Origin of the sequence: Clostridium zeae, assembly GCF_017312485.1 — a bacterium.
GTDB classification, from domain to species: Bacteria; Bacillota; Clostridia; order Clostridiales; family Clostridiaceae; genus Clostridium_AR; species Clostridium_AR zeae.
On the sequence record NZ_BMBA01000001.1, the window covers coordinates 520,183 to 536,382 of the forward strand.

Annotated in this window: 12 protein-coding genes; 2 read left to right on the forward strand and 10 right to left on the reverse strand. The window is 30.0% G+C overall.

Annotated elements, in window-relative coordinates:
* Positions 1–94: 94 nt before the first annotated feature.
* The 7 genes from J3477_RS02405 to J3477_RS02435 all read right to left on the reverse strand — a co-directional run bounded on the left by J3477_RS02405 (position 95) and on the right by J3477_RS02435 (position 7,841).
* Positions 95–1,120, reverse strand: a complete 1,026-nt coding sequence (locus tag J3477_RS02405; protein ID WP_206867956.1) for an LTA glycolipid anchor biosynthesis glycosyltransferase, IagA/BgsA family — start codon at positions 1,118–1,120, stop codon at positions 95–97.
* A gap of 71 nt (positions 1,121–1,191) precedes the next feature.
* On the reverse strand, positions 1,192–1,800 hold the full coding sequence (locus tag J3477_RS02410) for a TVP38/TMEM64 family protein (RefSeq protein WP_206867957.1): 609 nt from the start codon (positions 1,798–1,800) through the stop codon (positions 1,192–1,194).
* A gap of 366 nt (positions 1,801–2,166) precedes the next feature.
* Positions 2,167–2,856, reverse strand: a complete 690-nt coding sequence (locus J3477_RS02415) for a response regulator transcription factor (protein WP_206867958.1) — start codon at positions 2,854–2,856, stop codon at positions 2,167–2,169.
* Positions 2,834–4,321: a sensor histidine kinase gene (locus J3477_RS02420; RefSeq protein WP_228731188.1), complete on the reverse strand. Its 1,488-nt coding sequence runs from the start codon at positions 4,319–4,321 to the stop codon at positions 2,834–2,836. The genes J3477_RS02415 and J3477_RS02420 overlap by 23 nt, the downstream gene beginning before the upstream one ends.
* A gap of 96 nt (positions 4,322–4,417) precedes the next feature.
* The gene (locus J3477_RS02425) at positions 4,418–5,035 is read right to left on the reverse strand and encodes a zinc dependent phospholipase C family protein (RefSeq protein WP_206867959.1); all 618 of its coding nucleotides are present in this window, start codon (positions 5,033–5,035) and stop codon (positions 4,418–4,420) included.
* 229 nt (positions 5,036–5,264) lie between these two features.
* Entirely contained in the window at positions 5,265–6,443 is a 1,179-nt protein-coding gene (locus tag J3477_RS02430) for a glycosyltransferase family 4 protein (protein ID WP_206867960.1), read from the reverse strand.
* A gap of 597 nt (positions 6,444–7,040) precedes the next feature.
* Entirely contained in the window at positions 7,041–7,841 is an 801-nt protein-coding gene (locus tag J3477_RS02435) for an HAD family hydrolase (protein ID WP_206867961.1), read from the reverse strand.
* A 487-nt stretch (positions 7,842–8,328) separates the two neighbouring features.
* Between J3477_RS02435 and J3477_RS02440 the strand changes: the two genes are divergently transcribed.
* On the forward strand, positions 8,329–9,873 hold the full coding sequence (locus tag J3477_RS02440) for a histidine kinase N-terminal 7TM domain-containing diguanylate cyclase (RefSeq protein ID WP_206867962.1): 1,545 nt from the start codon (positions 8,329–8,331) through the stop codon (positions 9,871–9,873).
* Between the two features lie 104 nt (positions 9,874–9,977).
* Here the strand turns inward: J3477_RS02440 and J3477_RS02445 are convergent, their stop codons facing one another.
* The 3 genes from J3477_RS02445 to J3477_RS02455 form a co-directional block, all read right to left on the reverse strand.
* Positions 9,978–11,738 (reverse strand): diguanylate cyclase, encoded by a 1,761-nt coding sequence (locus J3477_RS02445; protein ID WP_206867963.1) that lies wholly within the window; start codon positions 11,736–11,738, stop codon positions 9,978–9,980.
* A 651-nt stretch (positions 11,739–12,389) separates the two neighbouring features.
* Positions 12,390–13,037 (reverse strand): hypothetical protein, encoded by a 648-nt coding sequence (locus tag J3477_RS02450; protein ID WP_206867964.1) that lies wholly within the window; start codon positions 13,035–13,037, stop codon positions 12,390–12,392.
* A 576-nt stretch (positions 13,038–13,613) separates the two neighbouring features.
* Positions 13,614–14,741, reverse strand: coding sequence for a glycerate kinase family protein (locus tag J3477_RS02455; protein ID WP_206867965.1), 1,128 nt, complete (start codon positions 14,739–14,741; stop codon positions 13,614–13,616).
* Positions 14,742–15,131: 390 nt separating this feature from the next.
* Between J3477_RS02455 and J3477_RS02460 the strand changes: the two genes are divergently transcribed.
* Positions 15,132–16,043, forward strand: a complete 912-nt coding sequence (locus tag J3477_RS02460) for a nitroreductase family protein (RefSeq protein WP_206867966.1) — start codon at positions 15,132–15,134, stop codon at positions 16,041–16,043.
* The last annotated feature ends 157 nt before the right edge of the window (positions 16,044–16,200 follow it).

A 16,200-nucleotide genomic window follows, 5' to 3' on the forward strand; every position in this document is an offset into this window, starting at 1 on the left:
CACTACACAATTGTAACTCGTTTAATAAAAAAAGTCGCTGAATTTATTAAATCTTTTGTAAAGTATTGTATCTCTAGTACTTCATTATTGAAATTTACAACTTTAGATCTACACTCTCGTATGATTTATTTATTGAAGCATAAATATCTTGTAGCTTATCTCCAATGGCTTTTATATCCTTTTTCTTAACTATTTCATAGGCCTTATCCTCTAAGGAAGGTAAAGATCCATCAATTATTTTTTCTATTTTATCTTGAAACTCATCTAATGTGGATGCTTTATAAAGCTCTTTTCCATCAGAAAAGTCATCACTATAGATTGGTATATCTCTCACCAGCACTGAAATCTTCATTGCCAAAGCTTCCAGCAAAACAATGCCTTCTGTTTCCTCGTGAGTGAGAAATAAAAACAAATCACTGCCACTATAAGCATCTCTTAGCTCATCAGCAGAAATATATCCTGGAAAAATTACGTTCTTTGGTGCTTCTGCAATAGCTTTTTGTATATATGATGGCACAAGCTTTAAATTTGTGTAACCAAACCAAATAAAATTTACATGAGGCATACGTTTAGCTAATTTTATAAAATCACTGATTCCTTTTCGTTCTATATAATGTCCTACTGAAATAACTACTTTTTCACTTGGTTTCAACTTATACTTTTCTCTGAACCTTTTGGCTCCTTCAGGGCTTGGTCTAAAATAAGAAAGATCAATTCCATTTGATAAAGCGTATATTGGTTTTTTAATACCATAAGCACTCAATAACCTTTTTGAGTATTCTGTTGGAGTTATTATAACGTCCCCTAGGCTATAACAAAGCATAATCCACTTTTTAAAAATTGGTGCAAAAAAATTAGACCCTTTAAAGGAATTCTTAAAATCCTCCATGGTAGAATGTCCATAGTATACCACTTTCTTGCCTCTTATTTTTGCAATTATCGCAGCAAACACAGAATCAGGGAAAATCGTATTAAGTTGAATTATGTCATAATAATCTTTTTTATTTGATGTATATGCAATATTATTTTCTTCCATAGCTTTTTGCTGATGATGAATTGCTTTCCCTACCCCACTCTTTTCAACAATTTTTAAAGATCCTTTAAATAAAAATATTTTCATTAACAACTTCCTCCAACTTTTAGCTCATTATAATAACTTTGTATAATAACCTTTTATAAATGACTGCTATTCTATTTTAATAATGGCAATAAGTATTGCATTACTAAATTAAGACCAAAGCTATAGGCAGCAATGGCAAAAGGTTTGCCTAAGATTATAATAACAACAAATTTTCTCAAGTTTATTTTACTTACACCTGCTAAATAACACAGTAGATCATCTGGTGCAACAGGCATAAAAATAGCTATAGCAAATAACTTTTCAAAATTTGGTTTTTCAAGCCATTTCACATACTTATTAAAAGTTTTCTTCTTTGCAATACTTTGAACAAAAGAAAGTCCATATCTTCTAGATATGAGAAACGCTATAATTGATCCAATGCATATCCCTATATAGTTATAAATAAACCCTTTAACCGGACCAAAAGCTATTATTCCACCTAGGCATCCTATACCTCCAGGTGCAATAGGCAATATGGCTTGTACTGCTTGAAACACCATAAAAATCACTGGTGAAAACACTCCAAATTTATGCAAAAAACCTTCTAAGGCAGCCTGAGAAGTGAATAAGTGTTTTTGTATACCATAGATTATAAATAACCCTACTAAAGCCATTCCTAAAAACGTAATGCTATTGATTACGATATTTATTTTCCATTTTTCACGCCCAGTATATTCCATTCTTAAGCTCCTTAACTGTTTTCCTTTTATTTATTGTCACTATCCTATAGTTATATTAACTATTTATGTTATTTAAAATTCTCTCACCAGACCATGTGAGAGAATTTTAAAAATAGATTTCGGTTCGACCTGATAAATCTTTAGTTACAAATTATAATTTTGAAATTTTCTCCATTTAACTTCTTTTGAATAATTATATCAAGCAATTGTAAACTGCAAATACCGAAAAGTTAAACTAAAATTAAACTGAGCTCTAAATGAAAATAAAGTTTACTTTATGATAAAAAATAAAAAACCACTTCTGCCTCGCACAAAAGTGGTCATTATACCATTGGTATTAAAATTCATTAAATATTAATTTTTCAACTATACCTTGAATCTATATCCAGCGCCCCAAACAGTTTCTATATGAGTTGGATTTGAAGGATCTTTTTCAATTTTTTCCCTCAATCTATTAATATGAACCGCAACGGTTTTAACGTCTCCATAAGCGTCAATGCCCCAAATTCTTTCATATAACATCTCTTTGCTGAAGACAACATCAGAATTTGTGACAAGGTACAGAAGCAATTCATATTCTTTATTTTTAAACTCTATCTCTTCTCCATTAACATATACTCTATGAGTTTTTGGGTTTATCCTTATACTTCCAACGTGAATCTCTTCATTTTTATAGGATTGTCCTGCAGTAAGTCTTTCGTATTGAGCAATGTTGGACTTTACTCTTGCCACTAGCTCTGTTGGAGAAAAAGGTTTTGATATATAGTCATCAGCTCCTATCCCAAGGCCTCTTATCTTATCAGCATCCTCAATCTTAGCAGTTACCATAATTATTGGAATATCAATAATTCCTCTTATCCTCTTACAGATTTCATAGCCATCTATACCTGGAAGCATTAAGTCCAGAAGAATTAGATTATATTCCCCAGAAGTAGCCTGCTTTAATCCATCTTCTCCATTTGTCGCTATAAAAACTTCAAATCCGTTTATCTCCAAAAAGTCTCGTTCAATTTCTGCTATAGATTTATCATCTTCAATTATTAAAACTCTGGCCATCTCTGTTACCTCCTACGTTTTTATTTATAGGGAGTTTCATAATAATAGCTAATCCGCCATCCGTAACATTTTCTGCTAATATTGATCCACTTAGACGTTCAAGAATCTTTGTTGTAATAGATAATCCTAAGCCGCTGCCTTTACTCGGATTACTTCTTGAAGAATCTCCTCTATAGAATATATCAAATAACTTTTCAATTGCATCACTTGAAACTCCTGGGCCATTATCTTCTAACCTAATTTTTATATAATCATTTTCTTTAGTACAGGAAATTTTCATTTCCCCCTCTGACTTTTCCTTATATTTAACACTATTCTCCAAGATATTAATTAAAGCATTTCGAAGTTGAACCTTATCTACATTTACACAAATACTTTCAACGTTTTCTGTTAACATTATATTAAGTCCTTTATTCTTATACTCATAAGATAAATTTGATACCATCTCTGATAGATATTTTCCGATATCAACCTTCTCCAAATAGAATGGGAATTCCCCAATATCTAGTTTAGAAAATAAAAATAACTGATTTACAATATGCTCTAAGTCATTTGACTTACTTTTTATTGTATCTAAGTAATGCTTTTGTGTCTCTGGAGTAGATGCAACCCCCATCTCAAGTCCCTCTACATATGCTTTTATTGAAGTAAGCGGTGTTCTCAAATCATGAGAAATTCCAGCAATTAATTCTTTACGATTAGACTCATCCTTTTGTCTTGCCTTTACTGAGTCTGAAAGTCTCTGTGCCATTTCGTTAAAATCAGAGCAAACTCCTGCAAACTCGTCATTTTCAGTATACTCAATATTATAGTCTAAATTTCCATCACGTATCTGATGTACTCCATAAACCAAAGTCTCTATTGGCGTAATTATTCTCTTAAATACAAACTTTGTTAAGAATCTATTTGTAAGAAGTATTATAACAATAATGAATAAAAACATTATTATACCTTCATTAATTATCCTATTACGATAATCTTTATAATTCTCATTATCATGATTATTAAAGTTTGTATCTGTCAATAGGATAGTATATTTTCCTACATTAGCTCTATAAATAGCAATATTGTCCATAGAAAAAGTATGATTATTATTCTGCGCTAAAGCAATATTCATTATTGAACTATCTAAGTATGAAGAAGATGGATACAATAGTTTTTTACCTTCATAAATTGATAATGAAACTTTCAAAACACTATGTTTTCTATTAAATTCATCTACTACAGCCTTTATTTGCTCTACTTCAATAGTCTTTGGTAGATTAGATATAATCTGATCTATTTTTTTTATTGAATCATAAAACGGTTGCCCATCACCATCAAATAATTTCTCATCATGAGTTTTAGTTACTTCCATAACAACAAACATCATTCCAACAAACATAACAAAGCTTAAAAGTATTGGCACCACTAGTGCTAAGATGTTAGAAATAAATAATCGTCTCTTTATATTCAGGTGAATCACCTCTCTTTTTATTAACAGAATATATTTTAACATAAATAATCAATATTTTCTGCTAGCATATCTTTTGTACATCAAAGGTTTATCTTTAAAAATTTTTTATATAATCTCTCGTTGTGCAATTTGAACATTTCTAATATTATATTGATACTTTTCTTTAACACAGTTTTTTAATTCAAAAACGCTAGAACAAACCAATGACACTATCTCAGCACTTTTAGTTATGTCCCATAAAAAAGATGCTTCTCCTTGTACATATTCAGCAAGCTTACCATGAAGCATTTCTTTTAATGAATTCATTTGCCTAGTTTTATCTTCTAATTTATCTGATAGTTCACTTATATGATTATTTAAAAAATCATAGTTTTCAAGTAAATATTTTTGAAGATCACGTTCATATTTTAGATGGAAAGGTATATTACCAACTCCTCCTGATATATGTGCATTACAACAAAAATCACATAAATAGTGTACAACTATTCCTAACTGCATTGAATTATATAGATTAAATCTTTTTATAGCAATAAGCTTCTCTATCTTATCATTTATATATCCAAGTGATTTTTGCATGTAGTGAGGATGAGTTTTTACATGCCAACACTGATCAATCATCACAAGACCAAAGTTAAACATAAATTTAGAAAACCCTTTAGGTGTAGCATTTATATTGTTTCTAAAAGCCAATTCTGCTAATTTTACATGAGTCTTTATTTTCATAGTTAAGCTCTCCTATCCATAATTAATTATTAGTTTATAATTTTATATATTTTTAAGGAAAAACTCTTAATTTTCTATTGTTTACTAAAGACAACCCTCGTCAATATAAATTTCTTCTCTCTTTATCAAAATAAAAGTTTATATTTAACTTACCTTTCAGAATGAAGAAGCTCTGGTACTTAAACGTCTTACTTCTAACTCTAAAAACACTAAAATCTTTAACTCAATTTTATATAGAAACCTCTTCATACACCTTGTATATATCCATAGTTTTGTACAATTGTTCAACAGATTCTGCAAAACCTTCTGCTGAAAATCTTCTTGCAGTTTTTATTGCTTCCAAAGACAATTGCTTCTTCTTTAAATCATTAAATATAATTAAATTCAAAGCTTCAATAAAGTCTTCAGTATCATTAAAAAGGTACCCATTGACATAATTTTCAATGACTCCATCTAGACACTTATCTGCTTTTGCTATAACTGGTAATCCAGCAGCAAGAGCTTCTATATATGTAAGTCCTTGAGTTTCACTTTGAGAGGCACTTACAAAAACATCTCCAATTTGATAATACCTTCCTATATCGTCCCAAGGTCTTTCTCCTGCAAAGACTACTTGATCATTTATGTTTAAAGCATTTGCTATAGTTTCTAGTCTATGTTTATCTGGCCCATCACCAATTAGCACTAGTTTTACATCTCTATTAGATTTTAAATAGCCTTTTAAATTTATCATTATTTCTTCAATGTTTTTTTCTTTAGATATTCTGCCTACATATAATAAAACTTTATCTTTTGTATTTATTCCTAGACTTTTACGCAAGCTTTGTGCCGTATCAAAATTATAATTAACTCTAGAAAACTTATTTATCTCAATGCCTGTAGGTATAACTGAAATATCTTTTTGAACATTGTAGGATTCTAGCATATCTAGAACCTTTTTTGTTGGAACAATGACCTGGTCCGCAGAATTACAGAAACTAACACTTAATCTTCTTGCTGCTATCTTTGCTATTGGATCAAAAATTTTAAGTTTCACAATATAATGTGTGTAATCCTCGTATATAGTGTGGTATGTGTGAAGAAAAGGAATATTAAGTTCTCTAGCCATTGCTCTTCCAAAGATACCAAGTGAAAATTCTGTATGAGTATGGATTAAATCTAAATTTAATCTTTTTATAACCTTTGCCAGTCTTGGATTATAGAACAACCCAACCCTTCTTGCACTTGCGAAAGGTATACTAGGTACTCTGTAGACATTTTTTTCCCATCCTACTACCTTTGGATCTGTTGTTGTAAACACATATACCTTGTGACCTATATTTTCAAGGTATTCTTTAAGCATTAGTACCGAAGTGGCTACCCCGTTTATTTGTGGATAGTAGGTATCGGTAAAAAGTCCTATATTCATTCTCCTTACTCCTTTTAACTCATAATTAAGCTACATATAAAAATTTATCTATTAATCATATAAATGATTTTCACTCTATTAATTAATACTTGAGTCTATGTTTAAGAATTATGTTGAGATTAAGTGGGTTCTCAAGATATGCTATAACGTATCGGATGGCTAACCGCTTAGTTTCAACATGATGCTTTAAAAATGTCATACATGTTTACCTTCTGACATTTATTAAAACATTTTTTATATTTCCAACTTCAGTATAAATTAAACAGGTTAAATCTAAAGTATTAATTGTTAAACTATTTATAAACTAACTTTAAAAGTTTGTTAAAATTGCACTGGAAATCTAAATACATACTTCTGATGAAGGATTATAACCGTATAAAATCCCTGTGTTTATGTATTAAAAAAATGTTGTTGGTTATATACAAATATCCAACAACATTTTTTTAATACATACTTATAGTGTTTTTTATAGTAACTATTAATCATATTTATTTCAAGAAACAGCCATATCAAAATTTAATTTATTCATTTCACAAAATCCCCAATTATAGAGATTTTCAGCATATATAAATTACCACATCATCTTTTAGATAACGACTATATTGCTCTGAATTTCTTTAATGCATTTGCAATACCATCTTTGTCAACTTTATCAGTAACATAATATGCAATAGATTTAATCTCATCTGTACCATTTCCCATGGCTATTCCATGTTTCACAAGCTTCAACATTTCAATATCATTTTGAGCATCACCAAAAGCAAAGGTATCTTCTTTGTCTATTCCTAATCTTTTGAATAAGAACTCAACTGCTGATCCTTTAGAAAAGCCAGGTAAATGTATATCTAATCTAATATTAGCTTCTACATAAGCATGTACTACCCAATTCGTTGGTAGTTTTTCTTTGAATTCTGTCATATCTTTTTCACTTTTAAATAGTATTGTCCCCATATTAGCATGTACATCTTCTATCTTCCATATTTCTATAGAATCCTTAGGTTTGTCAGGTCCACCTAAAAATAATTCTCTTTGCTTAACACAAAGTGGGTGATCAAGGTCGCTGCACCATACACCGTGATGCCCACTTAATAGATATTGAGCATCACATTTATCAGACAAATCCATTATATATTGTATATCTTCTATCGAAAAATAATTATCATGTAAAACTTCATCTTTAAACACTATGTAATTTCCATTACAAAATATATACCCATCAAAGTCTAATTTTGAGATAGTATTAGGAACTGCTGATCTCGCTGTAGCTACTACTGTATAGTTACCATTTTCTCTAAATTTTTTTAGTGCTTCGATAGTACTTTGTGCTGGCTCAATCATTCCAGAAGGCACATCCACTAAGGTTCCATCGATATCTAAAAAAGTTATCTTATTTCCCATATAAATCCTCTCCCTTGTATATACTACTATGTTTAATAACATTAAAGCTTAATTTAATAACATTATGATTCTTAACTATTAAAATCTTGAATCATATCACAATGATAAACAATAGAATTAATAAATTGCTTAGTTAATTCATAAGTAATCAATTAAATTAAACTTACAGCTATATTTACACACTTACATTACATTTAAAATTCTATCACAAGATGAAAGGTGTGAATTTTCTTGTTTTGAAAACATATGCACCAAATGATGATGTTTTAAATTATCCTGCATTCTTAGAAGTGAATCCATTCATTTTTCATTGATTCTATATAACTTTTTTTCATTATTTCAATTAAGTTTTGTAATTTTATGTCGAATATTGATATATAAAGTCTTTTTTTGTTTTACTAGAATACTATCATTCATTCTCATATATCCTGATGTTTTAATATTGATAAATCTAACCATGAAATAATCTTAAAGAGAGGTCTATTATATGTCATTTACACTTGTGTTCCTTAGTATATACTTTTTTCTTTCCGCATTACTGTCAGTATTTTTTGCAGCATATGCTATATCAAAAGGAACAACCACATTAGTAAAAGTCTTCTTTTCACTTTGTTTACTTGTTAGTATTTATTTATTTAGCTATCTTCTGGAGATTAACAGTAGTTCATTACCTCAGATGATGTTTTGGAATCAGATTCAATATATAGGGATACCATTTTATCCAGCCTTATGGCTTTTACTATCTCTAATTTATACAAAAGCTATAAAAACCTTTAGCAGTAGTACTTTTTTCATTATATTTATAGTACCTATTTTGATTTTTTTGATGCAGCTTACAAATCCAATGCATCACATTTACTATAAATCACTTATGCTAAAGAAAGAATTTGGGTTAAATTTTCTTACTTTCAATAAAGAACCTTGGTATTTGTTTTACTGTATTTATATAACACTTTACTTTCTTATAGCTATATCATGTTACGTAAAAAACTATCGAAAAGTTGCAGCCTTTGAACGCTCAGGCTATAAGATTATGATTTTAGCTTCTCTACTTCCTTTTATAAGTTTTGAACTGCTTTTAATGAACCCAGGTAATGTGAGTATAAATTACGTAGCTCTAATACTTCCATTTTCTTTCTCTTTAATTCTTATAGCTATATTTAAGTATGATTTCTTAGCACTTAAAACTTTAGCTAGAGATGTTCTATTTGAGAAAAGTTCTGATGGTATGATTTTGATAGACAATACAAGTCGTCTTATGGATTATAACCCTGCTGCTGCGGAGCTTTTTCAAGAACTAAACAATTCAATGAAAGGCAAAACCATTGAGTTCATTTTGGGGAGCCAAATTGACCTTCTTAAGATATTAAATACCAATGATACTAGCGATATAAAAATTTCTCTTGGTGATAGCTATGGATATTTTGAAGTGAAAACAGTGACTATAAAAAATGATTTTGGTAATATTGTAGGTCGGCTAATAAATCTTATAAATATTACTGAAAGAAAAAATGATCAGGAAGCGCTAAAAATACTTGCCTCTACAGATGCTCTTACTAACCTTTATAATAGAAATAGATTTATGCAGCTAGCCAACCTTCAAATGGAGTGTTCATCTGACTATAATACCAACTTTACACTTCTGATGATTGATATAGATCATTTTAAACATATCAATGATACGAATGGTCATGCTGCAGGAGATGCTGTTTTAGCTCATTTGGGATGTGAAATGAAAAAGTATTTTAGAAGAACTGATATAATAGGACGTTTAGGAGGGGAAGAATTTGCTGTAATATTGCCATCAACTAGCCTAGATGCAGCAAAAAACATAACAGAATTCTTCTGCGATATGATTTCTAAGGAACCTATTATTTGTGGAAATAAACCTATCTATTTTACTTTGAGTATAGGAATTTCAGTATATGATAGAAGACTTGAAACTTTTAGCGAAGTGCTAAAGCTTGCTGACGAAGCACTTTATGAATCTAAAGAAAATGGTAGGAATAGAGTAACGGTTAAAGTTTTATAGTTTTCTATACAGTAAAAAAGCATTAACAGCTTATATTCATAATATATCTGTTAATGCTTATATTATATGGTTTTATATGGCTTGAATCTAGAAAATTTAAATTACTATCTACCTTCAATTAATGTTTTAGCATCATAAAGCATAATGTCAGCCTCATGTATCATGTTTTCAAAGGTTGTTTTAATATTTGGTTTATATATAGAATATCCCATGCTTATGGATAATGAATAAGTCTTACCTGAATACTCATTATATTTATTAAAATTATAATTAACAAAATCTATAATTACTTTTGCATCTACTTTTGAAGCCTTGTTAACAGCAATAGCTATAAATTCATCTCCACTTATATGTGCTACGATATCATCTTTTCCAAAGGACATTCTTAGAAGATTCCCGGCAGTTCTAATCGCTTCATCCCCCTCTTTATGCCCATGGAAATCATTTATTTGCTTTAATCTATTTAAGTCTCCATAAAACAACGTAAATTTGCCTCCAGTAATCTGCGCAGCTCTAAAAAGGGATCTGCCTTGATCATAAAGACCTCTTCTATTTAGAAGCCCTGTCAATTCATCTATATACACAGCTTTGTTTTCTTCAAGAAGCTTTTCAACCTTTTCAAAAGCATCAGAGAATTTTGCTGCTAATATATAGGACTGCGAAAATATAAAAATAAATAACCCTATTGGAGTAAGTGATTTAGTATACATCATACCTGCCTGCAATAAAATATCGTGAATCACTGCAGTAAGGAACACTAAAAATCCAAGTAAAATTATAATAGCCCCTTTATTCTTGTTAATTATCTCTTTAATAATAATATATAAAATATAGCAAAATAGCAAAACACCCCATATCTCAAAATACAGTAAAAAAGTATCGTAGACTTCGATGTTTGTACATATTGTTATTACACTAACAAGTATTGTAATAATGTTCATTGCTTTTACTACTTTTTCTGAGAATTCATGCTCAAAAATCTCTTTAAAAAACATAACTATAAATGGTAGTGAAATATATACTGTCAAATAAGCTAGTTTATTAAATAAATCAAAAGAAATATTAGGAAGGATATCAAAAATAATTCTTTCGCTAACTATTGCATTTCTTAGTGATATACATAAACAAAAAATACCGAAGTATAACGGAGCTTTATTTTGAGGCCTCCTATAATATAAAGCAAAATGATAGATTCCCATTATTACAAGCGCACCTATAATAAAGGCATCGGAAGCCACCCCGCTAACATATTCCTTTTTTATCTGTTTCGCATCTCCCATATAAATACTTTGAACTGTTCCTACTACATTATTAAAGTTTGACATTTGAATTACTATTTCTACTTCACTTTTATTATTATTAAAAAATGCAATTTGATGCTCAAAGCTTCCTGACGCACTATTCTCGTCTTTACTTACCTGCCCTGAAGAAGCTAGCAGCTTACCGTTAATCCATATCTTTGAAGCGGATAAAAGGTATTGAGTCTTTATTCCATAAAGTCTATCCTCATCAGGTTTCAGCTTGATGATAAGTCTCATGGTACCATAACCGTATTTAGGTAGTATTTTATTATACACAGAAGTTTTTACTGTGCTTGGAACTTGTAAATAATCATCAACCTTCTTTATACCATTATTAAAATCCTTTGGTTCCAGTAACTGCCCCCAATATAATTCCCATTGGCCGTCCAACTTAGCTATTCTACTACTATCAAAATCAACATCGCTTAAATCTACTTTTCCTTGGAAAGCTCTAGGTATATTATCTTTTTGAACATCACATCCAAATAAAAAAAGTGTTGTAAAAATGAAGAAGATAAGAATTAAATTTTGCTTTTTTAAAATTGAAGTATTTTTCTTAAACATCACTCAATGACCCTTCTTTAAGTTTTCCTGCAACATTCGACCTTATTTATTTTATTCTTTTGAATTTTACTTAATTTCATATTTTAGCTGTATTATTTTTACTATTACATACAGGCTAATATTTGTCAAGAATATTACGTTTTTCCATTAATTAGTTGAACTAGTTAGTTAAAGAGTAAACTTCATCTTGATTATTAAAATATTAAATAAGTATATTTCTGGTTTTAATATACTTATTTAATACTTTTATTATTTGAATAATTTCAACTGTTACCCTAATGTATAAATTAATTATACATTAAAACACCATAATTTTTAACCATTAATGTATATACTTTGCAAAAGTGTTTATTTATATATTAAATAAAATAAACTTCTTTTTCATAACTGGATAAATTCCATTACATACTTTGGATAATTTTATGTTTTTTTAAGATTTCCCGTGACGAGGAATCTATATATTTCTGCATTTTCCTACGAAAAAACAAAAGTTTCTTCTTTTACTTTGTGGGGATTTTATCTTGATGAAAGGTTCCTATGCATTTTTTACAATACCATATATAACATTTCATTTATTCTAAATAAATTTTCAAAAAAGCTCTACATAATAAATTACTGTATAATCTATTATGTAGAGTTTACATATGTGAATTATTGTCCTACTACATCAATTAATGGTCCATCTATAAGTTGTCCTTTTTTTATAAAAGGTAAAACCGTGGAACTTGAAAAATCCTTTGGCGCGTAACTATTAGGTGCATATCTTCTTGTTAAAAGTCCCATATGTATAAAAGTGTCTGCAATTAATTCGCTGCAAAAATAACTATCGTTAACAATTTCTTTGTGAAAAACTCTGGCTTCAAAAAATTCTTTGCTTAAATCAAATTCTGACTCAGGAAAAGTGTCCTTATGTACTTTTCCAACAAATGTCTTAAGCTTTTCCAACATTTCTTCAGTTATTTCACAACCATTGTAACGAATTTGGAATATATTATCTTTCTTATCTTCAACATCAGTTATAAGCCTTTTCTCCAAATCAACAAGCATTGGTCCAATTTTTGATTCCTTTAGCTCCACATCTGGCAAATTTACCAATATGTTTGATTCCCAAAGTAGTAGTCTGTTGCTGTTAGTTATTCCTAGATTCTCTGGTCTTATTACCATCCCTACATGAGACCAAGGACTTCTAGTAATTACTTCGTTAAGCTGACTGCTTAAAAGCAATCCGTGAAAAAGAATAAGATCACCTGTCTTTAATTCATCTTTTACTTCATCATAAAAAACAGTGTTACGTTGCATAAAGTCTCCCCCTATTACATGACTAATTTCTACTAAATATTTATTTATTCTACAACATTTTCACTATTTCATAAAAAATGGTATCTGTCAATATATTATTTATTAAGTACATAATTCATATGATAAAACTTTTGATATTAATTCACCTTACAATATAAGAAACTTTCCTCTATTTCAAAGATTTATAACAATAAAATTGCAGAATGACGAAATCATAACTTTAAAATCCAATGTGGACTTCATATCAATTGGTGAAACTATAGATGTCTATTATACTAAAGAGCAAAAATTGATATACAAACCAAGAAAATTGAATTTTACACAAAAAAAATCAGACTTAAATTTGTAAGTCTGATTTTTCTTTGTGGGCATTAAGCAAATATTTTAGCTGTTCTTCGAATTAAATTATAGCTTGTAAACCTTTAATTTTTAATATCCATTGTTGTAAAAAAAATTATCCTTTCTTGCACATCTTTAGATGAACCACTTCGTAATTAAATTTATATTTTCAAATCCTCCTCTCTGAACCCAGAGGGGTTTTGAAAATAGTTTACGGATTGAAGTGCTTCATCTTTATTAAAGCAATCTAAATACTTGTTCTACAGCATCCATCATATTTTCCTTTGCATTTTCATGGTTCATCGCTTCCTCTAAGGTTGTAACTCCTCTTACAATTGGAAAGAACGCATCAATTCCTGCATTATTGCATTCTTTAGCTTCTTTAGTGACACTTCCCGCAAAAGCTATAACCTTTTTATTATATTTCTTTGCAAGCTTTGCAAGTCCTACAGGGACTTTACCCATTGCAGTTTGAAAGTCCAACCTACCTTCACCAGTGACTACGTAATCTGCGTCAAGTATTTCTTTTTCAAGTTCGATGGTCTTAAGTATAAGTTCAATTCCAGGAGTTAAATCTGCGTTTAGAAATTCTAAAAACCCAAAACCAAGCCCTCCCGCTGCTCCCGCTCCCTTTGCTTCTGAGAACTTCTTCCCTGTAAACTCTTCTGAAACCTTCGCATAATTTCTCATAGCTTCATCTAAACTTTTCTTCCTCTCCTCAGTAACTCCCTTTTGAGGTCCAAAAACAAAGGTGGCTCCATTTGGTCCGCATAAAGGATTATTAACATCACAAGCTACCTGAAACTTACAATCTTTTAGTTCCTTCATTATATGTTGGTTTGAAATATGTACTATTTTGTCTAAGGCCTGTGCTCCTTCTCCAACCTTTTGTCCATCCTCATCTAAGAACTCATAACCTAAAGCCATAAGCATACCAATACCACCATCATTGGTCGCACTGCCTCCTATTCCGATAACAAAATGACGTGAGCCTTTAAAGATAGCATGTTTTATCATTTCACCTAATCCAAAAGTTGTAGCAACCATTGGATTTTTCTCCAAATCATTAACTAAGGTTATACCTGCAGCTGAAGCCATTTCCATTATCGCAACCTTCTTTTCAGCAAGATAACCATAATAAGCTTCAACAGGTTTTCCCATTGGACCAGTTACTTTAACCATTATTTTTTCTCCACCAAGGCCTTCCAGTAGTGCACCAGTAGTCCCCTCTCCTCCATCTGCCAGTGGTTTTACTACAATCTCAGCATATGGTTTCACTCTCAAAATACCTTCCTTTATTGCATTTCCTGCTTCCATTGAAGAAAGACTTCCCTTCATAGAATCTATAGCTACTACAATTTTCATAACTTTCCTCCAATCTCTGTTTATTAGCTTTAAGTAAATATTTTAAGCTTATTGTTTATCTTTTTTAACAACTTTAATAAATATATCATCTCTCACTAGAATTTATATTTTTAAATCTACTATCTTTGCGTGCTAAATTGCAATATAAAAAATTAAATTCACATGCTTTAAGATGAATTTAATTACTCTTAAGTATATAATTGTAAATACAAAACATTGTCAAAGTATATATTTAAATTAAATACACTATTGTCATCACTATATAAATCATTTGTAATATTGTACCATATAAAAATAACTTTGGGCGAAAAATAAAATACCTCATCTATTTTTAAGAATCAGCATATTAAATTTAAGTAGAAAAGATAAAATGAAAGGATGTAGATAATTATGCCTCTAAAAACAGGTAGATTTTATGAATGTGCAAATGTTGAAATAGATAAGAATAAGTGCACTGTCTGCGGGCTTTGCGTAAAAGTATGTAAAGGTGCTCCATTATATATAGAAGAGAAAATGGTTAAGGTAGACCAAAATAGAGTATTTGGGTGTATTGCTTGTGGACAATGTATGGCAGTCTGTCCAAATAGAGCAATAAAAATTACCGGAAGGGATCTGACACCAAACGATGTAATTGACTTGCCTAGAATTCCCGATAGAGCTGATTATGAAAGTTTAAAATCATTAATGATATCTCGTAGAAGCGTTAGAGACTTTAAGAAGCAAAGAGTTGATCGTGAAATAATAGATAAAATATTAGAAACCTCTGCAACAGCACCTAATGGTCTAGGTAGCTCTGATGTTCAAGTATTAGTTCTAGATGGAAATGAAAAAGTTGAAGAATTCACTTTAGAATTAATTAATGCTCTAAAAAAGAATAAGTGGTTATTCTCCCCAATAATGCTTAAAATTTATCGTCCATTTATAGGAAAAGAAAACTACGATTCCTTAAAAACTTTTGCGTCAACTGCTATAGGCACATTCATAACAAATTATGATAAGGGAACAAACTGGTTAACCTATTCTGCACCTTTGGCCATGCTTTTTCATTCATCTCCATATGCTGATCCTGTTGATTCATACATCCCAGCAACTTACGCTATGTTAACAGCACAATCATTAGGATTAGGAAGTTGTATGCTTGGCACTCCTAATTTATTATTAAATCTCTTCGGAAAGAAAATAAAGCAAAAGTATGGTATACCATTGAAAAATAAGAACGGTATAATGGTTATCTTCGGATATCCAGATATTAAGTATAGATTTGCAGTGAAACGGAGGCTTTCGAATATTAAATTCTATTAGTACCTCCTATATACATGTTAGGTTCACTCTATAAATGTATTAAAAAAATGTTGTTGTGGCAACAAGACAATATTAGCTATACAAGTTCAATCTTAATATTTAGTCATTATCTCGTCTTGTTTTGAAAAAACTTCACTCTAATCTAATTAGGTTGTTT